24 protein-coding genes are annotated in these 22,394 nt (G+C 69.9%); 7 read left to right on the forward strand and 17 right to left on the reverse strand.

The genetic code is table 11. From position 1 onward, the window contains the following. Nucleotides 1-26 precede the first annotated feature (26 nt). The 5 genes from E5671_RS42340 to E5671_RS42360 form a co-directional block, all read right to left on the reverse strand. On the reverse strand, nucleotides 27-845 hold the full coding sequence (locus tag E5671_RS42340; protein WP_160509505.1) for a GNAT family N-acetyltransferase: 819 nt from the start codon (nucleotides 843-845) through the stop codon (nucleotides 27-29). After that, nucleotides 842-1,933: a M20 family metallopeptidase gene (locus E5671_RS42345; protein WP_160510785.1), complete on the reverse strand. Its 1,092-nt coding sequence runs from the start codon at nucleotides 1,931-1,933 to the stop codon at nucleotides 842-844. The genes E5671_RS42340 and E5671_RS42345 overlap by 4 nt, the downstream gene beginning before the upstream one ends. Before the next feature lie 41 nt (nucleotides 1,934-1,974). Next, on the reverse strand, nucleotides 1,975-3,012 hold the full coding sequence (locus tag E5671_RS42350) for a membrane dipeptidase (protein ID WP_160509506.1): 1,038 nt from the start codon (nucleotides 3,010-3,012) through the stop codon (nucleotides 1,975-1,977). 183 nt (nucleotides 3,013-3,195) lie between these two features. Next, nucleotides 3,196-4,098 carry a poly(ethylene terephthalate) hydrolase family protein gene (locus E5671_RS42355; protein ID WP_160509507.1) on the reverse strand — a complete coding sequence of 301 codons (903 nt, stop codon included), beginning with the start codon at nucleotides 4,096-4,098 and terminating at the stop codon, nucleotides 3,196-3,198. A gap of 29 nt (nucleotides 4,099-4,127) precedes the next feature. Beyond that, entirely contained in the window at nucleotides 4,128-4,988 is an 861-nt protein-coding gene (locus E5671_RS42360; RefSeq protein WP_336606002.1) for an SGNH/GDSL hydrolase family protein, read from the reverse strand. 107 nt (nucleotides 4,989-5,095) lie between these two features. On the opposite strand from E5671_RS42360, the gene E5671_RS42365 reads away from it, so the two are divergent. Together E5671_RS42365 and E5671_RS42370 are read left to right on the forward strand one after the other, a co-directional pair. After that, nucleotides 5,096-6,307, forward strand: coding sequence for a helix-turn-helix domain-containing protein (locus E5671_RS42365; protein WP_160509508.1), 1,212 nt, complete (start codon nucleotides 5,096-5,098; stop codon nucleotides 6,305-6,307). 54 nt (nucleotides 6,308-6,361) lie between these two features. Beyond that, nucleotides 6,362-7,501 carry a DNA glycosylase AlkZ-like family protein gene (locus E5671_RS42370; protein ID WP_160509509.1) on the forward strand — a complete coding sequence of 380 codons (1,140 nt, stop codon included), beginning with the start codon at nucleotides 6,362-6,364 and terminating at the stop codon, nucleotides 7,499-7,501. Here the strand turns inward: E5671_RS42370 and E5671_RS42375 are convergent. From E5671_RS42375 to E5671_RS42390, 4 genes are all read right to left on the reverse strand, one after another. Beyond that, on the reverse strand, nucleotides 7,447-7,698 hold the full coding sequence (locus E5671_RS42375; RefSeq protein WP_202121474.1) for a hypothetical protein: 252 nt from the start codon (nucleotides 7,696-7,698) through the stop codon (nucleotides 7,447-7,449). The genes E5671_RS42370 and E5671_RS42375 overlap by 55 nt on opposite strands. A 365-nt stretch (nucleotides 7,699-8,063) precedes the next feature. Next, a complete protein-coding gene (locus E5671_RS42380; RefSeq protein WP_160509510.1) occupies nucleotides 8,064-9,140 on the reverse strand; it encodes a polyprenyl synthetase family protein in 1,077 nt (358 codons plus the stop codon). A gap of 76 nt (nucleotides 9,141-9,216) precedes the next feature. After that, nucleotides 9,217-10,491, reverse strand: a complete 1,275-nt coding sequence (locus E5671_RS42385; RefSeq protein ID WP_160509511.1) for an MFS transporter — start codon at nucleotides 10,489-10,491, stop codon at nucleotides 9,217-9,219. A 64-nt stretch (nucleotides 10,492-10,555) separates the two neighbouring features. Further along, entirely contained in the window at nucleotides 10,556-11,449 is an 894-nt protein-coding gene (locus tag E5671_RS42390; RefSeq protein ID WP_160509512.1) for an alpha/beta hydrolase, read from the reverse strand. Nucleotides 11,450-11,632: 183 nt separating this feature from the next. On the opposite strand from E5671_RS42390, the gene E5671_RS42395 reads away from it, so the two are divergent. Then, the gene (locus E5671_RS42395) at nucleotides 11,633-12,745 is read left to right on the forward strand and encodes a hypothetical protein (protein ID WP_336606003.1); all 1,113 of its coding nucleotides are present in this window, start codon (nucleotides 11,633-11,635) and stop codon (nucleotides 12,743-12,745) included. A 10-nt stretch (nucleotides 12,746-12,755) separates the two neighbouring features. Here E5671_RS42395 and E5671_RS42400 read toward each other — a convergent pair whose 3' ends face one another. Together E5671_RS42400 and E5671_RS47545 are read right to left on the reverse strand one after the other, a co-directional pair. After that, nucleotides 12,756-13,124, reverse strand: coding sequence for an STAS domain-containing protein (locus tag E5671_RS42400; protein ID WP_160509514.1), 369 nt, complete (start codon nucleotides 13,122-13,124; stop codon nucleotides 12,756-12,758). 370 nt (nucleotides 13,125-13,494) lie between these two features. Next, nucleotides 13,495-13,884 (reverse strand): hypothetical protein, encoded by a 390-nt coding sequence (locus E5671_RS47545; protein ID WP_202122797.1) that lies wholly within the window; start codon nucleotides 13,882-13,884, stop codon nucleotides 13,495-13,497. On the opposite strand from E5671_RS47545, the gene E5671_RS42405 reads away from it, so the two are divergent. Beyond that, nucleotides 13,765-14,460: a DNA alkylation repair protein gene (locus tag E5671_RS42405; protein WP_160510787.1), complete on the forward strand. Its 696-nt coding sequence runs from the start codon at nucleotides 13,765-13,767 to the stop codon at nucleotides 14,458-14,460. The two genes, E5671_RS47545 and E5671_RS42405, sit on opposite strands and share 120 nt — an antisense overlap. 24 nt (nucleotides 14,461-14,484) lie before the next feature. On the opposite strand, the gene E5671_RS42410 is transcribed toward E5671_RS42405, so the two are convergent. After that, on the reverse strand, nucleotides 14,485-15,060 hold the full coding sequence (locus E5671_RS42410; protein WP_160509515.1) for a TetR/AcrR family transcriptional regulator: 576 nt from the start codon (nucleotides 15,058-15,060) through the stop codon (nucleotides 14,485-14,487). A 75-nt stretch (nucleotides 15,061-15,135) separates the two neighbouring features. Between E5671_RS42410 and E5671_RS42415 the strand changes: the two genes are divergently transcribed. After that, nucleotides 15,136-16,116, forward strand: a complete 981-nt coding sequence (locus E5671_RS42415) for an alpha/beta hydrolase (protein ID WP_160509516.1) — start codon at nucleotides 15,136-15,138, stop codon at nucleotides 16,114-16,116. A gap of 19 nt (nucleotides 16,117-16,135) precedes the next feature. After that, nucleotides 16,136-16,900, forward strand: a complete 765-nt coding sequence (locus E5671_RS42420; RefSeq protein ID WP_160509517.1) for an NAD(P)-binding domain-containing protein — start codon at nucleotides 16,136-16,138, stop codon at nucleotides 16,898-16,900. A gap of 113 nt (nucleotides 16,901-17,013) precedes the next feature. Here E5671_RS42420 and E5671_RS42425 read toward each other — a convergent pair whose 3' ends face one another. The 3 genes from E5671_RS42425 to E5671_RS42435 all read right to left on the reverse strand — a co-directional run bounded on the left by E5671_RS42425 (nucleotide 17,014) and on the right by E5671_RS42435 (nucleotide 20,045). Continuing rightward, nucleotides 17,014-17,415, reverse strand: coding sequence for a nitroreductase family deazaflavin-dependent oxidoreductase (locus E5671_RS42425; protein WP_160509518.1), 402 nt, complete (start codon nucleotides 17,413-17,415; stop codon nucleotides 17,014-17,016). Between the two features lie 710 nt (nucleotides 17,416-18,125). Further along, nucleotides 18,126-19,535 carry a (2,3-dihydroxybenzoyl)adenylate synthase gene (locus E5671_RS42430; protein WP_160509519.1) on the reverse strand — a complete coding sequence of 470 codons (1,410 nt, stop codon included), beginning with the start codon at nucleotides 19,533-19,535 and terminating at the stop codon, nucleotides 18,126-18,128. A 102-nt stretch (nucleotides 19,536-19,637) separates the two neighbouring features. Continuing rightward, nucleotides 19,638-20,045 (reverse strand): MerR family transcriptional regulator, encoded by a 408-nt coding sequence (locus E5671_RS42435; RefSeq protein WP_160509520.1) that lies wholly within the window; start codon nucleotides 20,043-20,045, stop codon nucleotides 19,638-19,640. Between the two features lie 48 nt (nucleotides 20,046-20,093). Between E5671_RS42435 and E5671_RS42440 the strand changes: the two genes are divergently transcribed. Then, complete coding sequence (locus tag E5671_RS42440; RefSeq protein WP_160509521.1) at nucleotides 20,094-20,978, forward strand: NAD(P)-dependent oxidoreductase; 885 nt, start codon at nucleotides 20,094-20,096, stop codon at nucleotides 20,976-20,978. Between the two features lie 37 nt (nucleotides 20,979-21,015). Here the strand turns inward: E5671_RS42440 and E5671_RS42445 are convergent, their stop codons facing one another. Continuing rightward, the gene (locus E5671_RS42445; protein ID WP_336606004.1) at nucleotides 21,016-21,906 is read right to left on the reverse strand and encodes an ANTAR domain-containing protein; all 891 of its coding nucleotides are present in this window, start codon (nucleotides 21,904-21,906) and stop codon (nucleotides 21,016-21,018) included. A 242-nt stretch (nucleotides 21,907-22,148) separates the two neighbouring features. Next, a complete protein-coding gene (locus E5671_RS42450) occupies nucleotides 22,149-22,352 on the reverse strand; it encodes a hypothetical protein (protein ID WP_160509523.1) in 204 nt (67 codons plus the stop codon). Nucleotides 22,353-22,394: the final 42 nt, after the last annotated feature.

Raw genomic sequence — 22,394 nt, forward strand, 5'->3', positions numbered from 1 at the left:
TGGCTCCTGGGGGAGGGTTTTGGGGGTCACGCGGAGGCGGCGCGCGTGATGACGTAGGAACTCCGGTCGTGGAAGCCGGTGACGCGGGCGCCATCGGCGAGGAGACCGCCGAGCACTTCGCGCATCGCAAGGCGCCACGCCTTGGCCGCGCCCGGGTCGGTGCGCCGCAGCCCCTCGATGTCCGGCGGAACCTCGACCAGCAGGGTGGCGGCGTCACCGCGGCCGACGGCCGGCAGGCCGTCGCGCACGGACAGCGCGATCGCGGCGCCGTCGGGGACCGCCACGGGTACGGGGCGTGACGCCGCGGCGGCGACGGCCGCAGCATCGTTCAACCCCCAGGCGATGAGCGCCCGGTCGGTGTCGTCGCCGCCGTTGATCACGTCATCCATGGCCCCGTAGAAGCTGGGGAGGTACTCCACAGGGCGTCCGCCCAGCTTGGTCAGGTTGAAGTAGGCGTTGCGCCGCACCAGAGGGTCGTAGGTCCACGTGATCCGCCGCAGCCCGCGGGCCAGGGCCCACTGGCGCTGGTGGAGCTTGAGGGCCAGGCCCGCTCGCCGGCCGGGCAGCGCGCCGGTGACGTGCGAGTGCAGGGCCTCTCCGGCCGGGGCCGCGAAGAAGGCGACGGACGCGCCGACGAGTTGACCGTCTTCGAAGGCCCCGGCGACGTAGTTGCCCGCGTGGGAGAGCGCACGCATCTGCTCGACGCCCATGGGGGAGGCGCCGGGGGAGCTGCCCCAGATCTTCTCGAACAGAGCGTTCGCGCCCTCCAGTTCGCTCAGGTCGTGCAGCTCCTGTACGGCGAGGCCGTGCGGTGTGGTCGGTTCCTGTACGTCGAGGGTGCTCACCGGGCGGCCTCCTCGACGAGGGCGGCGAGCAGCCGGGCGCGCGGGACCATCTCGGCGACGACCAGGTGTTCGTGATCGGCGTGCGCCCCGCCGCCGACAGCACCCAGGCCGTCGAGGGTGGGGCAGCCGAGCCCGGCGGTGAAGTTCCCGTCGGATGCTCCGCCGACCGCCGCCGAGGACAACGGGCCCAGGCCGAGCTGCACGGCGAGGCGCTGGGCCCGCTCGAACAGGCCGGCCGAGGAAGTCGCTTCCAGCGGGGGCCTGTTGGGGCCGCCCCGTACGACGATGCGCGCTCCCGGCACGGTGGGCTTCAGCGCACGCATCGCCCCGTCCACCCGCTCCTGCGCGCTGAGCGTCGGGACGCGGACGTCCACCGAGACGCGCGCCTCCGCAGGCACCGTATTGGTCGTCGTACCGGCACTGACCACCGTGGGGACCACAGTGGTGCGCCAGTCCTGCGGGGCGCCGATGTTGGTCTCATCGGCCAGCGCGTCGAGGGCGAGGGTCAGATGCGCGGCCTCCACCGCCGCGTTGATGCCCTTCTCCGGTTCCAGGCCGGAGTGGGCCGCCTTGCCGTGCACCACCAACTCGTAGGCGGAGGTGCCCTTGCGGGCCGTCTTCAGAGCGCCGCCGTCCGCCGACGCCTCCAGGACGAAGGTCGCAGCGCACTGCCGCGCCGCCTCCTCGATCAGCGGCCGCGACGCGTCCGAACCGACCTCCTCGTCGCCCGTCACCAGGACACAGACCCCCTCCAGGGAGGGCAGCGAGGCCAGGGCGTGGAACATCTGCACAAGACCGGCCTTCATGTCGAAGATCCCTGGGCCGCGCGCGATGCCGTCGGTCACCGACCATGGGTGAGTGGCCAGCGAGCCCAGCGGCCACACCGTGTCGTGATGCCCGAGCAGCAGCACCCGGGGCGTGCCGAACGACCATCGCAGGTGCGTGACGCCGTCGACGACGATGCGTTCGGGCGGGGCGCCCAGGTGACGGGTTCCCTGCGCGGCCACGACGTCGGCGCTGCGCGCCACCGCGTCCAGGTCGGAGGAGAAGGACTCGCAGACCACCAGTTCTTCGAGGTCCGCGAGCATCGCGGGAAGGCTGGGCGTCGGCCGCCCGGGTGTCGTGCCGCTCATCGGGTCCTCCCCAACTGCTCGCGGAAGAGGCGCTGCACGTTGCCGCCCAGGACCGCGCGGATGGTCGTCTCGTCAAGGCCCCGCTCGGCCATGGCCTCGGTGAGTGCGGGGAGCTCCGTCGGCCCGTCGAGGCCGGGGAGCGAGGCGTCGAGGGCGACGCCGGTGTCGTCGCCGCCGTCGCAGCACGGCGGGGTGATGTCCGCGGCGACCTCCCGCAGGAAGTCCGGGCCGATGCCGACATGCTCGACGCCGACCAGCTCGATGACGTACTCGATGTGGTCGACGACCCGGTCGATGGTCTGCCGCTCACCTTCCGCGGCCAGGAAGTCGGGGACGAAGTTGACGCAGACGACGCCGCCGGTGGCCGCCACGCCGCGGATCTGCTCGTCGGTCAGATTGCGGTGGTGATCGCACAGCGCGCGTACCGCGGAGTGCGAGGCGATCAGCGACCGGGAGGAGAGCTCAAACACGTGCGCCACACCTGCCGCCCCCAGATGGGAGATGTCGAACACGATGCCCAGGCGCTCCAGCTCACGCAGCGCCTCGACACCGTCGCGGGTGAGTCTGGACCCCGTGGAGTCCTCTCCGCTGCCGTCCCCGAGCGCGGACTGCCCCCAGTGGGCGATGGAGACCATTCGTACGCCGAGACGGTGCAGCGTCCGGAACAACTCCACATCCGCGTCCACACCGGGCGCGCTCTCCAAGGCGAGCACCAGGGCGATCCGGTCAGCCGCCAGGGCGGCGTCGATGTCCTCGCCGTCCAGACACAGGCGTACCTGATCGGGGTTCCCCTCGGCGATGGCGTGCGCGCACTTGATCATCCGCAGGGTGCGGCGCAGGGCGCCTTCGGGCCGGAACTGGTCGTCCACGAACACCGGCAGGACCTGTATGTTCACCTCGCCGTCGCGCAGCTGCGGAAGCCAGCGCTCGCGGAAGAACTCCGCCCATCGGTGCGGTGGGCGCTCGACCACCGACATGAGCAGGTCGTTGTGCGTGTCGGCGACGACCGTTCGGCTGTGCAGATCTTCGGTCACCTTCGACTCCTCCTCAGATACATGCACGCGACGCTAAGCGACTCCGAAGGCGCAAAGTTCGTCGAGAAGCCCCAACATCACCACTGCTCTCCGTCTTGCCGCACAACTCGCACGACACCCATCGCCCAGGGCACCGAACCCGTGCCGGCCTGGGATCCCGCCACATGTCAGCCGGGCCCCGCCTCAGCCCTCGTAACCGATTGCCTTGCTGTTGCGCCGGAAGCCCGACCAGACAGGTGCCGAACACGCGCCGCAGTCGGCGCCGAAGAACTCGCCGCGCGCCTCTTGATCGCTCATCAGGAAGTAGCGGAACCACGCCGTGATCGGGCCCCGGAACCCGCCTCCGTCCCCTGCGGGGGTCACGTGTGATGCCCCCGCCAACTCACCGTAGACGGCGGGGACATGGTCGGCGTTCTCGTAGCGGGGAATCACCAGGAGCTCGGGGATCACCACGAGATCGTGCTCGCCGCCGAGGATGAACATGGGGCCCTTGAGGTCGCCGATTCTGCCCTGGGGGCCCGGCTCGACGGGGACGGTCACGTCGACGCGCGGGTCGGCACCGGCGTTGATCGCTCCGCCGCCGCCCTGCGAGTGCCCCGACGCGCCGACCTCTTCCAGGTCGACCTTGCCGTAGTAGGGGCTTTGGGGGTCCGCGTCGGCCTTCTTCACCACGTCGAGACCGTTGAGCATCGCGGTGCCGGAGCCCGACTGCGTGGTGTTCGCGGCGACCACGATGAACCCGTGGGAGGCGAGGTGCTTCAGGAGTCCGTCGTAGATGACCGGGGTCACGAACGAGCCGTTGCCCCAGATGATCACCGGGTGTTCCGAGCAGCCCTTGCTGCCGAGTTCGGTGGGGCGCAGGATGGTGTGACTCAGCCCGGCGCGTTCCTTGGTCACGGCGAAGGGGCCGTCGTCGGCCCAGCGGCCGCCGACCGACGGGCACCTGTCGGCCGTGCGGGCGGCCGTTCCCTGGCCGCCGCTGTCGTGCGGCTGCGCGAGTCCTTGGCCCGTGAGCACGGACGCCGACAGCGCGAGCGATGTGGCCAGTACGGCGGCGGACCGCCGCACCCTCTGCTTCCTCGGCATGGGGATCTCCTGTCCTGGGGTGCCGGCCGTCACGGACGCGTCGCGGCCTGGGCGACGGCCGTCCCGAAGGCCGCCATGCCCCGGGCGTTGGGGTGCAGCGGCGCCGCGACGCTGGTGGGCACCAGACCCTCGATGTAGCGCTCGGACGGCGCCGCGCAGGTGTCGTGCCCGGCGCTGACGGCAGCGGTGTCGACGTACGTGGCGTCGTGGGCCCGGCTCTGCTCCGCGAGGACGCCGTTGAGCTGGTTCACGCGTGCCTGGAGGTAGTTGGCGTCCTTGTCCCAGAGGGGCTGGGTGGGCCAGCAGCCGTCCTTGCGGATGTAGGTGGCGTACCCGGCGACGACGATCCGGGCGTTCGGGGCGCGCCGCTGCACCTCGTCGAGGGCCTTGCCGAAGGTGGCGCTCCAGGCGTCGATGGCCTTCGCGGTGGGGTCGCCGTTGGCCGCCGCGGTGTCGGCGCAGGAGATGCCCGCCGGCTTCGGCAGGAGGTTGACGCAGCCGAGCGCCTTGCTGACGAGACTGACGTCGTTGCCGCCGATGGTCACGGTCACCAGGTCGGTGCTCGGCTTCAGGGCCTCGTATTGGGGCGGCAGCAGGCCGAACTGGCGGCCGGAGAAGTCGCTCACCGTCGCGCCCGAGCAACTGACGTCGGTGAGCCGCGCGCCCAACGCCTCGGCGACGACGGCCGGATAGTTCCGTCCGGAGCGCAAGCAGGACCACTGGCTCTGGTCGGGGATGAGGGGACCTGCCGCGAACGAATCGCCGATGGCGACGTACTCCAGCTCCTCCTCGGCCGGCGCGGACGCCGCTCCGGCCGGAGACACTCCGAGGACGCAGGCGGACAGGGCGGCGGCCATGACCGCGGTGGTGCGGGCACGTGTGGGGCGCACGGGCTCTCCAGTGTGGGGTGTACCGGGGGTAACGGACGCCCTTATGATCCGGGCCATCGACGCCTTGGTGTTCTAGGCGCGCAACCAGACTTTCCGAGGGGTCATTTGTGACCGGTGACAAAAGCGTCAGCCGCTTCCTGATCGCCGACGTACCGAGGCTGGCCGCGACCGTCACCCGGCGCATCGCGGACGACCTGCCGGTCTACGGGCGGCTGCCCGCCGAGGAACTCCACGGGGACGTCCGGGCCATCGTCGACATGACGATCCGCGCCTTCGCCGAGGTGCTGCGCACGGAACGCATGCCGCCCCCGGAGTTCCTCGAGACGGTGCGCCGCTCGGCGGCCAAGCGCGCGGAGGAACGACTCCCCGTGGAGGCGGTCGTCAGCGCCTACTACTACGGGGCCCGCATCTGCGTGGACGAGATGACGGCGACGGCCGAACCGCACGACCTGATCGAGGCCCACCGGCTCCTGCTCGACTGCCTGCGGGAGATCACGGCCGCCGTCACGTCGGGCTACGTGGAGGAGAGCCAGTCGCTGATAGGGGAGCGCGACGCGGCCCGCCACACCGTCCTGTCCGCCCTGCTCGACGGCAGAGGCCCCCAACTCGACTCCGCCCACCTGGGGATACGCCTCCCGCCGTGCTATCTGGTGCTCGCCTTCACCATCGGGCGCCACCCCGACGAGGACCGCGAGGACGTCGACGCCACCGTGGCGTCACGGCGCAAGATCAGACGCCTGCGTACGGAGCTGGACCGCGCCCTCGGCCACCCCGTCCTCTCCCGCCTGTCCGCCGACGAGGGCCTCGCGCTCATCCCGTCCGACGCGGTGCCGGACCGCGCGGCCGACACCGACCGGCCCCGGCTCGAGCGGCTGACGGCATCCCTCATCACCGTCAGCGGAGTGCCCCTGGTCGCGGGCGTCGCCGCGAGCACCCCGGCCGACGTCCCGCACGCCGTCCGCCTCGCCACCGAGCTGCGCGACACCGCGACGGGCACGGGACGACCGCCGGGCGTCTACCCCCTGACCGCGCTGCTCCTCGACTACCAGCTCACCCGCGCCAGCCCTGCCCGCGCCCACCTGGCCGCGCTCCTGGCACCCCTGACGGACGGCCCGGACCTGCCGGCGACCCTGCGGACGTACTTCGCGTCGAATTTGGACCGCCGCGAGACGGCGGCACGGCTGCATGTGCACCCCAACACCGTCGACTACCGCCTGCGCCGCATCGCCGCCCTGACGGGCCTCGACCTCGCCGCACACACCGATCTGCTGACGCTGCGGGCGGCACTGAGCGCGTACGACGCGGCGGGGTCCGTCTGATGCATCCGGCTGATGGGCGGACGCGGATGTACGAGAAGGGCAGAATCCCGAATCGTGATGATCTCCGTGCGCGAACTGAACCGAGCCACCCTCAGCCGCCAACTGCTGCTGGAGCGTGAGCCGCTGACCGTCCAGGAAGGCATGCGGCGCGTGGTCGCGCTCCAGGCGCAGCAGCCGGTCTCGCCGTACCTCGCCCTGTGGAACCGGCTCACCGGTTTCACCGCTGCCGACCTCGACGCCGCGTTCACCGAGCGTTCGCTGATCAAAGCGACCCTGATGCGGATCACGCTGCACGTCGTGCACGCCGAGGACTACCCCGCCTTCCGTGCGACGATGCAGCCCACGCTGTACGCCTCCCGGCTCGGCTTCCGCTTCGCCGCCTCGGGGCTGACTCCGGCGGACGCCGACGAACTGGTGCCGGAGCTCCTGGACTTCGCCGACCATCCGCGTACCTCGGCACAGATGCAGGCGTGGGTCGAGGAGCGGCTCGGCGCGGAGAAGAAGGAGGGGGTGTGGTGGGGGCTGAAGGCGTACGCGCCGTTGCACCATGCCCCGACGGACGCGCCCTGGTCCTTCGGCCTCCGGCCGTCCTTCGTCGCAGCCCGAAGCGGACCCGTGCCGACGGGCCGGGAGGCGGACCCGCAGGCGCTACGGACCTTGATCCTGCGCTATCTGGGAGGGTTCGGGCCCGCGTCGGTCGCGGACGTGGCGCAGTTCGCCATGGTGCAGAGGGCACCCGTGCGCGCGGCGCTCCTTGCCCTGGGAGACACTGTCGAGCAGCTCCAGGGTCCGGACGGGGAGGTGCTGTTCGACCTCCCGGGCGCTTCTCGGCCACCTGCGGAAACCCCCGCTCCTGCCCGGCTCATGGCCATGTGGGACAGCATTCTGCTGGCGTACGCCGACCGCGGCCGGGTGATACCCCCGGCCTACCGGCCATGGGTGATCCGGCGCAATGGTGACGTACTGCCCACCTTGCTGGTGGACGGTCAGGTCGCAGGTGTGTGGCGTCTGCTGGAGGACGGCATCGAGGCAACGGCCTTTCACCCCCTGTCACCCGCGGCTTGGGACGAACTCGCCAAGGAGGCCCAGTCCCTGACGGCCCTCATCGGCGACCGCGAGGCCGCGGTCTACAGCCGATATCACCACTGGTGGGCGAAGCTTCCCGAGGCTGGGGCCGAGGTGCGGATGCTGTAGCGGGCGACGGCGAAGATCCGCCACCGGCCGGTTCCCGCGGCCCGGTCCTTGGACTGGGAGGTGGACACGTCGTACTTGGCCCCGGAGGTCCTCTGCCCGTCGCTGGCGTGACCGTTGGTGTCCAGGTAGCCGCCTTGCCAGCCGTTGTAGCCGTTCTGCAGGTGGATCTGGTCGCCGTACTTGAGCTCGTTCGCCATGGGACTTCCCCTCAGTGGACGATGCTGCAGGCAGCCCCCGGCGTGCCGGCCTTGGCCCAACCCCCCGGCGGGAACACCAGACATCCTGGGGCAGGCCCGGCGTACGGGGTGAACCGCGCGGGCGCGGGCCAGGTGGGCGGCGTGGTGGCCGGGGCCCGGTCCGATGTCGAGCACGCGTCTGCCCCGGATGTCCCCGAGGGCCTCGGCTCCGGGGGCGACGCCGGGGGATCGACGCCGGGTCAGAGTCCCCAGTCGATGCGGTCCGGTCCGGCCGGTGAGTAACCGTGGTCCCGCTGCCGTTGCCCCTAGAGGGGCCAACTGTGTTCGTTCGCCCGGGGTGTTGGCATGAAGGGCTCTCCTTCAGATCATCGGGTTCTGCGGGTGTTCCACTGCGGTAGTTGCTCGAAGAGGGCGACGGCCTCGCTGTTCCAGTGCCGGTGCCAGGAGCCGGCTTCGGTTGTTGCGGCGTGGGCGTAGTGGTCGATGGTCTTCTGCAGGCGGGTGTGGACGTCGTGGCGGTGGGCGATGTCGCGGATATGGTCGATGGTCCGGGGCGTGGCCTCGGGGTTGCCGAGAGCCGCTTTGACGGCGTCGTGATCGTCGCCCGTGAGGGCAAGGAGCTCGCGGGTCAGGTAGGTGTGGCGGCCGGCCCGCAGGTCGGCGCCCCTGGGTTTGCCGGTGACGTCGGGGTCGCCGAAGAGGTCCAGGTAGTCATCACGCATCTGGCCGCTGAGGCCGGCCAGTTGGGCATAGCGACGCAGGCTTTCCTCATGTTCGGTCAGGTCCTGGCCCGCGGCCAGCAGGCCGAGGCGCAAGGGGCCGAGGATGGAGTAGCGAGAGGTCTTGTACTCGCACACCGTCTCCAGCAACCCCTCGTCGGCAGAGGAGTTCACATCACGTTCGAGGTCGAGAACCTGGCCGATGACGGTGTCGGTCGTCACCCCGAACTGGACGTCGAGCATGGCCTGCCTGCGGTCGGCGGGCATGTCGGCCTCGAACAGGACGCGCAGGGCCAGAAAACCGGCGAGATCACCCACCATCATGGCCAGACCCAGCGCGGCCTGAGGGTGGTCCGGGAGGTCTTCGCGGCATGCGTAGTACGTCGAGAGGCCACCGCGTCGCATCGCTGAGTCGTCCATGATGTCGTCGAGGACGAGCGCGTGGCTGTGGAGCAGTTCGAGACTCAGCGCGGCTTCCGCGAGTCCCGGTACCTCTTCCCGCGTGACGAGGCCGGCCGCCTCGTAGAGCAGCGTGACCCGGATCCGCTTCCCGCCGCGCAGCGACAACTGCGCAAGCAGTTCCAGACATCGCCGCGGGAAGCGGCCGAGCTGCACGCCGTTGAGGTCGGTCGCGAGCTCGGCGAAGTATTTCTCGAAGGACGCTTCGAACCGCTGCTGGTGACCGGCGGCACGCTCCAAGGCGCTGACGGCATGGCTGTTCATAGATGTTCGGGCCGACCTTCCTGGATGGCTCCATGGGTCTGGATGGCTCCATGGGTACTCCATTGAGCCATTGTGGCTATGCGCGCGCCTCGTCCGGTTCTTTGCTGGGTCCCGCAGCCGCGGCTTCCTGTCGAGGCCGGGTTCGCGTCCCCCAGCGTTCGAGCGAGGGGCCGACGGCGCCGACAGCGGCGAAGAACGCGCCGAGGAGCAGCCAGCCGGCCGTGCCGAGGCCGAGCACGACGGTGGTGAGGATGGCGGGTGCGAGCGCCTGGCCCGCGCTGAAGCCGAGCCCGAGAAGCCCTTGGTACTGGCCTTGGGCGTGGTCCGGTGCCAGGCCGAAGCCGAGGGCGAAGCCGGCCGAGGACTCCCATATCTCCCCGAGGCTGTGGACGAAGATCGCTGCGACCACGAGGCCTGCGGCCGCCCACACGGGAGTGTGCGCGGTCAGGGCCATCATCGGACAGCTGACGAGGAAGAGCAGCCCTGCCGTGCGGAACGCTCTGCCGCCTTCGCGAGGGGTTTCGATGCGGGACCCGATTCTGGTCTGCAACAGGACGCAGACTCCGGCGTTGACCGCGAACACCGCGGCCACGGTCCAGCGTGGTGCGTCCGTGTGCTCCGAGATCCAGATCGGCAGAAGCAGGGACACCGCCGAGTATTGAAGCCCCATCGCACCGTAGAGCGCCGTGAAGGCCACGAACGGGCGGTCGGTGAGAGCGATCCAGCGCCGCTGCTGCGACGGTGGCGGCAATGCTCTGTAGTTGGGGAGCAAGATCAGGAGGAGGGCGCACAGCGCGAAGCTGGCCGCGTTGCCGAGAATCAGCACGGTGTAGGCGGTACGAGTATGCGCGGCGACCGCGAATCCGGCGCCCACGGTGCCCAGGACGACGCCCAAATTGACGTAGGTACGGAGCTTCGCCCTGAACAGCGCCGGGCGGTCAGTGCCGACCCGGACCACGAGGGCTCCCCAGGCCGCGCCGCCGACGGCTGCGGCAAGTTGGTCGACGGTGGCGATGAGGGTGAGGGCACCCCAGCTCTCGACAAGCACGAGAGCGGACATCGCCACCGCTTGAACCGCCAGAGCGAGCATCATGACCGTACGAGGCCCACGCCGATCGGCGAGGTGACCTCCCGGGATCCCCGCGAGGAGGCCGATCAACCCGGCGACAGTGAGGGCGGCACCCACCTGCGCCGCCGGCAGATCCACGACCAACGTGAAGTAGAGCGCCGACGCCGCGTTGAAGAGTCCGTTGCCGACTCGGTTCACGAAACTGGCCAGGATCAGGACACGCTCCGACCTGCCGGTCCCCGCCATGTGAGCTATTCGGCCGGGCGAGCTCCCCTTGATCATGGGCGCAGGCTAGCAGCGGACGAACACACCGTCAGTGGTGCGAAGTTAGGTCAACGGGGCGCCCTCACCTCCGCGTACGTGAGCCGTGCCGCTCCGGCTGGGCGGGCAGTCCCTGCACGAACCCGGCGACCAGCTTCGCCACCGTCTCCGGTGCCTCCATGTTCATCAGGTGGGTGGCGTCGATCCGGTGGACGCTGACCGTCGGCCGGGTACGGGAGATCACGGCCAGCTCGTCCGTGACCCCTTGGGCGAACCGCGCGCTGAATTCGGCGAACCACTCCATGCCGGGCGCCGGCGGCAGTTGTCGGCCGGCCTGTACCACCAGAAGCGGGCGGTCGACCTCTTCCAGCCATGCCGTGACACCGAGCGCGAAGAGCCTGTGGAGTTCGTCCACGATCTCCTTCGCCGCCGCCGGTTCCGGCAGCGTCTGCCACGTGCCGTCGGGCAATGGGCGTGCGGCCGCGCGGGCGGCGGCCTCCGCATGGTCGGCGGGGATCCCGAACCGGGTTGCGGCGGTGACCTTCTGTTCGACGTACTCGGGTGGCGCCACGGCCCCGGCCGATGCCAGGAGCCCCTCGTTCACCCGTTCAGCGCCGGGGTATTCGCGTGCCCACCAGAAACCGTCGAGGTTCACGGCGCCGCGGGCGCGGGCACGGTCCGGGTTCGCCCGTGCGTACTCGACCGCGACCAGGCCGCCGAGGGAATGACCCACCACCACGGCCTCCGGCACGCCCCGCGCGTCGAGTGTTTCCGCGAGGTCCCGTACCACTGTGGGGACGGTCCAGGGGGAGATACGAGGAGAGCGGCCGTGGCCGGGGAGGTCGACGCCGAGAACGCGGTGTCCGGCGGTGAGAAGTGCGGCAGCGGCGTCCCAGTCTGTGAGCGACCGTGAGAAACCGTGCAGGAGAACCAGTTGAGGGCCATCGCCCCCGTAGTCATGGGCATGTAGGAGTGTCATCGGGGGTCACTGTAAGGGCCGTGCGGTGCTTCGGACACCGAATTAAAGATCTTCGTCGAACGCGAACGGCCGGGTCTTGTCACGTGAGTGGCTAGACCACCGCGCTGCGTGGGCCCACGGTGGTCCCTCCTACTCGCACGGAGGGATACAGCAATGGATTCAGCAATGAAACGAAGACGATTTGTGGCAGGGACCATCGGCGCCCTCTCGGGGATCACGCTCGCTTCGGGCCCCGCCCGGGCCGACGCGCCGACACCCCGTGCACAAGGCTGGCAGCCCGTCCCGGCACCCGGCAGCACCCCGGCCGCGCAACTTCGCCGCATCACCGCCGCCGGACCCCAACTGGCCTGGGCAGTCGGCGAGGAGGGCCTCGCCGGGCCGTCACGAGGGCGGGCACTGGCCATGGTCTGGAACGGCAGCGCCTGGTCGAAGACCGATCTGTCGCACCTGAACTACACCGGCCGGCTGAGCGACGTCGCCGGCACCTGCTCCACTGCGGCGTGGAGCGTCGGCCTGCCCACCGGGAACGCGAGCCCGCTGCTGAGCTGGGACGGAACCACCTGGCGCGAGGCGTCGTTCCCGGGCAGGGGTGAACCGGGCGTCAGGCTCGAATCGGTGACGGTCGGCCCCGACCGGCGCGTGTGGATCTGTGGCAGCCGGGACGGCGCGGCCCGCCTGCTGCTCGGCGACGGGCAGCGGTGGCAATGGCTGGAGCCGCTGCCCGTCGCGAGCGCCAACCTGTACCGGATCGTGCTGCGCACGCCGGACGAGGTCTGGGTGAGCGGCGATCAGGCATCGGGCGGTGGATGGTCCGGGCTCGTGGCCCGCTGGAACGGGTCGTGGACGGTGCTGCCCCCGATCGCGGGCGCCCGCCTCGGCATCGGCGACGTGCACGCCGCAGCTCCGGACGACGTATGGGCGGTAGGCACAGAGGCCGGTGTCGGCGGCCCGCCGGGACGTCCCGGCAACCCCGCCCTGGCCCACTGGGACGGTACGGCCTGGACGCGGGTGCAACCGGGCTTCACCGTCGGGTCGTTGAGCGGCATCGCGGCCGACGCACAGGGCCGCGCCGCATGGATCTCGGGCTGGAACTACCAGGACCAGAGCCGAAGCACATATTTGCGCCGGGACGGCAGCACCTGGTCCGTGGTCAGAGGCCCGGCGGGAGCGGCACCGGCCCCGTACCTGAACGACGTGACGCCCATCCCGGGCACAGCCGGATTCTGGTCGGCGGGCATGACGAGCCCCACCCCGGCCCCTCCGACCGAGGCCTACACGGAACGCTTCACCGCCTGACGCAGAAGGGCTAGGGCATGCCGGGGGAGCCGTCCCCCGGGTCATGCCTCCCTTCGGTCCTGTGCTGCTGCGCCAGCAGCCCGTCCACGCCGAGGAGTTGGAGGATCTGCTGCACGGCCCTGGACGGGTGGAGCACGACGAGGGAGCCGCCCGCCGCCCGGCACCGTTCGTGATGCGACAGCAGTACGTTGACGCCGGAGGAGTCGATGAAGGTGACGTCGGCGAGATCCAGCTCGACGCTCTTGTCCAGCAAGGGCTCCAGTTCGGTTCTCAGCGACGGCGCGCTGTCCATGTCCAAGTCCCCGCACACACGCATGAGTACGGGTTCGAGGCCCAAGACCGCGTCTACATGCAGCGGTTGGGGTGAGGCGGGAGCCATGCTTGGTGGTCTCCTCAGGTGCGTGGATCGGCTGAGCGGGTTACTCGTTCGTCGCGCATGAATATGCCCCGAAATGCTGCGCCGCACGCACGGTATAAGTGGAACGCTGCTTGCAGGAACACCCCGGGTGGAGTCGGTGCCGCGCTGGGGTGGGCAGACCGCCGGATCATCAGGGTGTCTGCGCGGGCCCCGCCTGGAGTGCTCCCTCCTCGGGAGGCGGGGCCCGCTCCTCGGCCAAGTGCGCAGGAGCGCGGTTGATCTCCTGGTCGGCGTGGCACTTGGGAGGCCGTCTCGCTGGCAATGCCTGCCCTCGTCACCCGGAGCTAGGCGGACCAGATCGCGTCAAGCAGAGGCGAAGGGTTCGTGCCGCTCAGGCCGACTTCGCTACGAGGAGGATTCCGAGACCGCCCACTGCCCAGTAGAGGCCCAACACGCCCTCGGGCAGGTGGAGTTCACGCACGAAGAGCACCGGGAGCAGGGTGTTCACGATCACCGCGCCGAAATTGAGCACGGCGGCGGTGAAGGCCAGGGCGCGCAGCTCCGGGTTGCCCAGTACGTGCCGCAGGCCTTGCCCAATCTCCGCCCGCAGACCGGTGGCGCGGTGACCGCCGCCCGCCCCGCGGCGGCTAGGCTGATTTTCATGCGTGAGGGACAGGAGGCCGAGGTGGGCGAGACTGTGTTGGCCGAGGTGATGGCCGAGCTTGCCGAGCTCGAGGACCCGAAGGCACGCGCCGTGAACGAGAAGCGCGGTGACGATCACGGCGTGAACCTCAGCAAGCTGCGTGCGCTCGCGAAGCGGCTGAAGACCCAGCAGGAACTCGCGTACCGCCTCTGGGAGACGGGCGACACGGCGGCGCGACTCCTTGCGCTCCTGATCTGCCGCCCGAATGCGTTCGACCGCGACGAGCTGGACGCCATGCTGCGCGAGGCGCGCGCACCCAAGGTGCACGACTGGCTCGTGAACTACGTCGTGAAGAAGAGCCCGCACGCGGAAGAACTGCGCCTGGCCTGGTCCGCCGATCCGGACCCCGTGGTCGCGAGTGCCGGCTGGGCGCTGACCACCGAACGCGTGGCGAAGAAGCCCGAGGGCCTCGACCTCGCAGCGCTGCTCGACGTCGTCGAGGCGGAGATGAAGGACGCCCCGGACCGCCTGCAGTGGGCGATGAACCACTGCCTGGCTCAGATCGGGATCGAGCACGCCGAGCACCGTGCCCGGGCCATCGACATCGGCGAGCGCCTTGAAGTGCTCAAGGACTATCCGACGCCTGCGGGCTGCACGTCGCCGTTCGCGCCCACCTGGATCTCCGAGATGGTGCGACGACAGAACGCACGGTAGGGCGGCGGCTCCCGGGACGGCGTCTCAGGCCGGCGCGGGGCCGTCGGCGAAGTGTGGCAGCACCATCTCGACGAGTGCGTCGACGTCGGCATCCACCATCGGCTCGCCGGTCATGCCCATCCGGTGGAGCAGGACTCCGACGACGACGTCGATGAAGAACAGGACCCGGTTCTCCGGCTCGCCGAGCGCTTCCTGGAGCGCGATGCGGTAGGGGTCCTGCAACCGCGTGGACAGGATCTCGCGCAGGGCCGGGTCGCTGACGGCGTCACTGAACACGCCGGCGAACGCGGCACCCACCCCGGGCTCGCCGATCTTCCCCGCGATCCAGCGGACGGTCGAGGACATGAGCTCGGCGCGGTTCGCGCCCTCAAGCGGCGCCGGGCCGAACGCGTCGAGGAGGCAGTCCACGATCAGCGCGCCCTTCGACGGCCAGCGCCGGTAGACCGTCGACTTCGCGACACCGGCCGCGGCGGCGATGCGCTCGACGGTGGCCTGCGCGTAGCCAAGTTCCCGCACCGTGCTCAGCGTGGCGGCGAAGACCGCGGCGTTGACGCCGGCGCGGGGGCGGCCAGGTGGCCTTGCGGATGTGGTCGAAGCCATACCCACACGGTACCGGGTTTCGCTACCTTAGGTTTCGATACCTGAAGTCGCGTAACTATCTCGACAAGGAGAGCCATGAGCGAGGGAACTGTCACGGAGCGGCCGCCGGAGCCGGAGGACACTGTTGAGCGGCCGCCGGAGCCCGACTGGCCGACGATGACGGCCGAGGAACTGCTCACCTACCGCGAGGCGGAGAACCGCTTCCGGGCGTCGGCCCACGCACGGGTGTTCCTCGGGGATGCGGATCCCGGCGCCACCATCGAGTGGCAGGAGGTGGCGCTGCCGGGCCGCGAGCTCCCGGTCCGCGTGTACCGGCCGTCACCTCAGCGCGAAGGCGGGGCCGACCTGCCCCTCGTGCTTCACGTTCACGGGGGAGGCTTCGTGGGCACGGCGGTGCAATGCGACTGGGCGAACAGCCACGTGGCCGCCGAGCTGCCCGCGGTCGTCGTCTCGGTCGAGCACCGCCTCCTCGCCCCGGGAACTCCCCTGGCGGCGGCCGTCGACGACGGCTGGGACGTGCTCCGGCACGTGGTGCGGCACGCCGCGCAGTGGGGCGTCGACCCGGCGCGGACCGCCGTCTTGGGCGAGAGCTGCGGCGCGTTGATCAGCGCCCTCGCGGCGATCAGGTCCAGGGAGGCCGGCCTGAGGCTCAAGGCGCAGGTGCTGGTCAACCCCGCAGTCGATGTGTCCGAGACGATGTTCGACTACGCCTCGATCGCCGAGTACGGGTACAGCCCGACCCGCGCCGAGCCGCAACTGCGCTTCTTCCAGCAGCTCGCCGTTCCACCAGGAACCGACGCTCGTGCGCTCTCGCCGCTGTACGCCGACAGCCTGAGCGGGCTTGCCCCGGCACTCGTGGTGGTGCCGACCCAGGACGCGGTGGCCGATCACGGCCGCAGCTACGCCGAACGACTGAAGGCAGCCGGGACACCGGTACGGCTCACCGAGTACCCCGGAGCGCGGCACGCGTTCCTCACCCTGCCGGGCATGGAGAGCCAGGCAGAGGCCGCGCGGACGGAGATCCTCGAGTTCCTCCGAACCGCCCTCGCCATCTGATCCGGAAGGAAATAACGCAGTGAAGCGCATCGGCATCATCGGAGTGGGCGAGATCGGCCGGGCCATCGTGACGGGCCTGTGCGACGGCGCCGACGAGTCGCCAGAGGTCTTCCTCTCCCCACGGGGAGCCGGCACGGCCGCGGAGCTGTCCTCGCGGTACGAGGGCGTACAGGTCTGCGCCGACAACCAGGAGGTGGTGGACCGCTCCGAGATGGTGATCATCGCCGTACGCGGCAAGGACCGGCACGAAGCACTGGCCGGCCTGACGGTGGACGGCGACAAGACGGTGATCAACGTGATGTCCGGCGTCGCCAACGACGATCTGCGCCAGATACTGGCGACCGATGCCGCATTGGTGCGCGCCATCCCCCTGCCCGCCGTACGCGAACGCCGCTCCGTCACGGTGACGTTCCCGTCCCACCCTCTGGTGGACGAGCTCTTCGAACGGCTGGGCGGGGCGCAGCCGGTCGCGGACGAGGAGGCCTTCAACGTCTTCTCCGCGCTGACGGGGACGCTGACCACCCACTACTCGTATCTCGCCACGCTCACGTCGTGGGCCGTCGGTCACGGCATCGCGTCCGACGACGCCGACCGCTACGTCCGCGGGCTCTTTCAGGGCGTGGGCCGCGCCCTGGACGACGAGACGCGCTCCCTGCACCAACTCGCCGCAGACCACGAGACGCCGAACGGAAACAACGAACGCATCCGCACCACATGGTTCGGCCCGGCCAACTCCGAAGCCCTCAACAAGGCCTTGGACGGCCTCCTCGGCGATCTGAACTAGCCCGGGTCCCCGGGGGCCGGGCGGGCGGATACGTACGCCAGAACGCGGCTGGCGCAACTCACTCAGCGCGCGCGACGCGCGTACGTATCCGCTCCGCTCCGGCGACCCGTGCCTCAGACGCGTTCCAGGACGACGACCGGGATCTCCCGGTCGGTCTTGCGCTGGTAGTCGTCATAGGCCGGCCAGGTGGCGGCCATGGTCCGCCACATGTCCGGCTTCTCGTCCGGGCTCGCCGTACGCGCACGGGCGGTGTAGCGGTCGCCCTTCACCTGCACCTGGACCTCGGGGTTCGCCTCGATGTTGCGGTACCACAGGGGCGGCTGGTCGGCTCCGCCGTTGGAGGCAACCACGAGCACGTCGTCACCGTACGGCTGGTAGATCAGCGGAGTGCTGCGCTGCTCGCCGCTCTTGCGGCCGATGGTGGTGAGGATCAGCACCGTGGTGTTCTGCCAATCGTGGCCTTCCGCGCCGTCAGTCGCCACGTAGCGCTCGACGTGCTCTTTACCGAACAGCATCTGCCGTCTCCTTCGTGTATGCGTGGGATTGTGCGGGTTCTGCCTGTGCCGACCAACTCTTCATGGTCACTCTGCGCTTTCCCAGCCGAACACGCATCAATAGCCCCCGAACCTCTCGAGCAGGGTCCGGGCGTCCGCCAGTACGGAGTCCCGGTCCGGGCGGGAGCGGACGGGTGAGGGTCGCCCCGCAGCGACAGTGAAGTCGCCCCTTCTACCCCCTCCTTCCTGTCTGAAGACACTGCGGGGCGAACTTCAGGCGTATGGACGGCTTGCGGGGGCAGAGCGGTGGCCGCCCCCAAAACCCCGCCCCTCAGGCCTCGTTGTGCGGAGCATGGATGACGACTTGAGGGATCCGCTTCCCGCCCCGGCCCAGAGCCAAGGCCAACTGCTCACCGGTGCCTACTGGTTGGACTCCCCCGCACATGTGGGAGATGAATGCATGTGGTGCACCCAGTTGATGCGGGAAGGCGCCACGACCGAGCAGCGGGTCCGTATGCAGGTCGAATGAAGTTCCCTTGCCGCCCGGGCCCCTACGGTGAATTCACCGCGTGAATCGGGGTTGTTGAACATTCGGTGGCTTGAACGTCCCGAGCGGGTCCCAGTCATTGTGCGTCGGCCCGGCACGAGACACCCGCGTTGCGCAGGGGGATGAAGTCGGCCTCTGATGCGGGTGGGGCGGTGGCGTGGCGCTCTGGCGGTGTGCGTGTGCGCTACTCAAGGCATCGGCAAGGCCCGACCCGGCCTCGGCGTATTTCCCCGAAACTGTGCGTGAGTTGACCGTGGACGAGAGGGTCGGCGATGCCGACGATGACGAGGTCGCCGGCTTCGGTGAGGCGGGCGATGTCGCCGGTCTTGTAGAAACCGTCGGGGGTGAAGGCGCGGGTGTTCTTGTCGGACGCTTTGTAGTAGCCGAGCAGAGTGTAGGGGCCGCGCGTCCAGAGCTGTCCGGGTGTGCCCGCCGGTACGTCGTTGCCGTCCGGGTCGGTGATGCGGATCTCGTCGCCGGGCGAGAGGGGACGACCCTGCGTGTGATGGACGACGTCGTCGGTGTCGGTGAGGCGGGTCAGGGAGAGCAGCCCCTCAGCCATGCCGAAGACCTGCTGGAGGCGGCAGTCGAAGGCCGGTTGGATACGGGCCGCGAGTTCGGGGTGGAGCGGTGCCCCGCCGATCTGGATGAGGCGCAGGCTGGAGAGGTCGTACCGGCCGTCGGGGAGGGCGTCCAGCCACAGTTGCGCGTCGGCGGGCGTGAGGGAGGTGACGGTGACCTTCTCGGTCTCGATCACGCGGAGGGCGTCGGCGGGGTCGGGGTCGTCGACGAGCACGACGGTGCCGCCGGCGGCGAGGGTGCCGACGATCCCGGGACAGCCGAAGACGAAGTTGGACGCGGCAGGGAGGGCCGCGAGGTACACGTCCTCGGGGCCGAGGCCGATGAGTTCGGCGGCGGCCCGGGTCTGGTACGCGTAGTCGTTGTGGGTGCGCGGGACTAGATCGGGCACGGTCGTGGCCCTGTCCGATGGCAAGAAGAACGCGACGTCATTGGGGTCGTACGTGCGGTCCGGGTCGCGCGGAGCGTCCAGGGAGCTGAGGGGGAAGAACAGGCATCCGCTGAGGGCTGTGGTGAAGCCGCCTCCACTGCCATCGGGGCCGTCGAGAGTGAAGGCGCGGCGCAGACGAGGATTGTCGTCGCTGACATCCGAGGCCATCTTGGCGTGGTCGAAGCCACGGTGTACGCCGGGGCCCATGTAGGCAGCGGCTTCGGTGACATGGGCGAGATGCCCGATCTCGTCGGCGCGGTGAGAGGTGGGCACCGGTACCGGGAGGGCGCCGGCACGCATGAGGGCGTAGACGGCGATGACGAACTCGGGCACGTTCGGGAGCTGGACGATGACCCGGTCGCCTGCACGGACGCCCCGGAGCGAGAGCCCGGCAGCCACGCGGTCGACGCGGCGGTTCAGTTCACGGTAGGTGAGGCGACGATCGCCGTGTACGAGGGCGGTGCGGGTGGTGTGCGTGAGGGCGTGCTCGGCGAGGAGTTGGGGCAGAGCGGCTCCCTGGTAGTACCCGTGGTCGTAGTAGCGGCCGATGGTCTCGGGCAGGCGCGGGGTGCAGCCGTTCAGCATGGTCCAGACTCCTTCCGGGGCCGCGTGGGGATGTGGATCACGGCGGCTCAGACTTGCACGCCGGATGCGGAAGCGACAACCAGCATTTGTCCCTGGACTGCCTCAGGCAGGCACGGCCTCCTGGTCGGCTTCGTCGAAGGGGGGATAGCTCTTGCTGCCCGTTCGCTCGGCCGCCTCGATGTAGACGGCCAGAGCGTCGCGGGACTGAGCGATCCTGTCCATCTGATCCTCTAGCCGCCGCAGCCGCGACCGCATCGCGGCCAGCAGTTCGGAACACCCGGGCAGCTCCGGGGCTTCGCCGACCGCACAGGGCAGCACGTACGCGATGTCCTCGGAGGACAGCCCGGCACCCAGCAGGTGCCGGATCTGCTTCACCCGCAGCACGGCGTTCTCGTCGTAGTCGCGGTAGCCGTTCGCCCTGCGGTCCGCCTCCAGCAGGCCCTGGGCCTCGTAGTAGCGCAACTGGTGGGCATTGACGCCCGTACGACGACTCAGTTCACCGATTCGCATCGAACCTCACTTGACCTTCATACCGGTATCAACGTTGACGATGCTGCCATGAACAACAAAACCGCAGCACCCGTGTCAGTCATCGGACTCGGACTGATGGGCCAGGCCCTCGCCGGCGCGTTCCTGAAGGCCGGCCACCCCACAACCGTATGGAACCGCACGACCTCCAAGGCCGACCAACTGGTGGCACAGGGCGCCCACTTGGCGCCGACGGTCGGCGACGCACTCAAGACGAGCCCCTTGACGATCATCTGCGTCACCGAGTACCAGGCCATGCGTGAGTTGCTCGACGCGAGCGATATCGCCCTGGACGGAACGACGTTGATCAATCTCACCTCGGGCGACTCGGCCCAGGCCCGGGAAGCCGCCCGTTGGGCCGAGCAGCGCGGCGCCCGTTACCTGGACGGCGCCATCATGGCCGTCCCGTCGGGGATCGGGACCGCCGAGGCGGTGATTCTGCACAGCGGGCCGCAGTCGGACTTCGAGGCGCACAAGTCGACACTCGACGCGCTCGGTACCGTCACCTACCTCGGTGCGGATCACGGTCTCGCGTCCCTGTACGACGGAGCCGGCCTGGTCATGATGTGGAGCATCCTGAACGCCTGGCTTCAGGGCACTGCCATGCTCAGGACGGTCGGCGTCGACGCCGCGACGTACGCTCCGTTCGCGAAGCAGATCGCTGCCGGTGTGGCCGAGTGGCTGCCGGGGCACGCCGAGCAGATCGACAACGGCTCCTTCCCGGCCGAGGTGTCGACTCTGGAGACCGACGTGCGGGCGATGGCGCACTTGATCGAGGAGAGCGAGGCAGCGGGTGTCAATGCCGAACTCCCGCGCCTGATCAAGGCGATGGCCGACCGTTCGATCGCCGCCGGGCACGGAGGGGAGCAATATCCCGTACTGATCGAAGAGTTCAGCAAGCCCCGGGCCGACTGACCGATTCCGCCCCCCACCGCGGCAGCGCGCTCGGCGGCTACTGGTCGGCGGCGAGGGCCAGTTGGTGGAGGTCCTCCAGCGCGTCGACGAGCACGGTGTGCTGGTGCCACTTGATCCAGATGCCGAGGGCGCGGCCGGTGGTGTGCAGGGTCTGGAGCTGCGCCTGGGTGAAGCCGATCAGGGGGCGGGCATGGTGGGAGGAGATGACGCCGTGAACAGTGTCCTGGTCGTCGACGAGCGGGACACTGTGGCAGGCGCGGCTGCCGGCCATGAGGATCACCCGGCGCGTCTCGTCGTCGAAACCTGCCGACGAGGCCACGTCCTTGACGGTGACCTGGTGGCTGGCGGCGGCGGCCCGTGCGCATGAGGTGTTTCCGTCGACGAACGCGAAGAAGTCGGTGAAGTGCCGGGGCAGGCCCGCGTGCTTCGCCATCCGCAGAACACCGTCCTCGAGCAGCTGCACGTTCCCCATGTCCGTACCGGTGACGGTCAAGACGCGATGCAGGGCGGCGCCGAGGACCTCGCCCTGGTTGGTCGCGTTGAGCGTGCCTGCTTCGAGCGCGGTCAGGTCGGGTACCGGATGCTGTTCCCGTCTGCTGAACCACGCCTTGGCGCCCGGTGCCGGTCCTGGCGTCCGGGCCACCGCGGCAGCCAGCTGGTGCAGCTTGATGTTGGCCCGCTGCGAGGCCTGGCGCAGCAGCGTGAACGCCGCCTCGGCGTCCGCCAGTCGATACCGTTCGACCAGGACACCCTCGGCCATGGCGATCCGGGGACGCGCACGCGCTTGGACCTCCAGCTCGGACACCTGCTCGCGCAGCTGCTCGGCGGTGGCTCTCAGCTCTTCCGTCTCGCCCTTCGAGGAGGGGAGGTCCCGGTCTTGAGGCGAGGGCTGGTCCTCGGGTTGAGGCGCAGACGGAATGTTCGTCACGTTGTCTCCCATGGCGGCGTCCAGCTCCGTCGTCCTTGTCGATCAGTGAGCAGCGGCCGCGGCGTCGCTGACGCCGCCCACCCCAGCTCCGTTCGCCGGAGGGGCCCGCTGCTCACACACCAGAGTGACCTTAACCCGACGTGTGCACGGTGTAACGACCCCCCTGAGACTCAGGCGCAACGAGCCCCGCACTCCGGGACTCGGGGTGCGGGGCTCGGGTTGCGGGGCCGACTGGGGAGAGGTCAGGTGCCGCGCTGCTGGACGTCTTCCTGCGCGCCCTCGTTCGGGGTCAGCGCGTCTGCCGCTTCGCCGTCCTGGTCGCGCCGATCGCCGTCGTCCTCCACGCGGGTCTCGGCTTCTTCCACCTCGTGGAGAACCTCGTCGGCGGCGGTCTCGGGGTGCTCCTCGTCGTGCGAGGGCTGGTGCTTGGGGCTGGGGTTGCTCATGCGTCTCCTTGCGTGCTTGCGTGCTTGCGTGCGTGCTGTGGT

Source organism: Streptomyces sp. BA2 (assembly GCF_009769735.1).
In the GTDB taxonomy this organism is placed as follows: Bacteria; Actinomycetota; Actinomycetes; order Streptomycetales; family Streptomycetaceae; genus Streptomyces.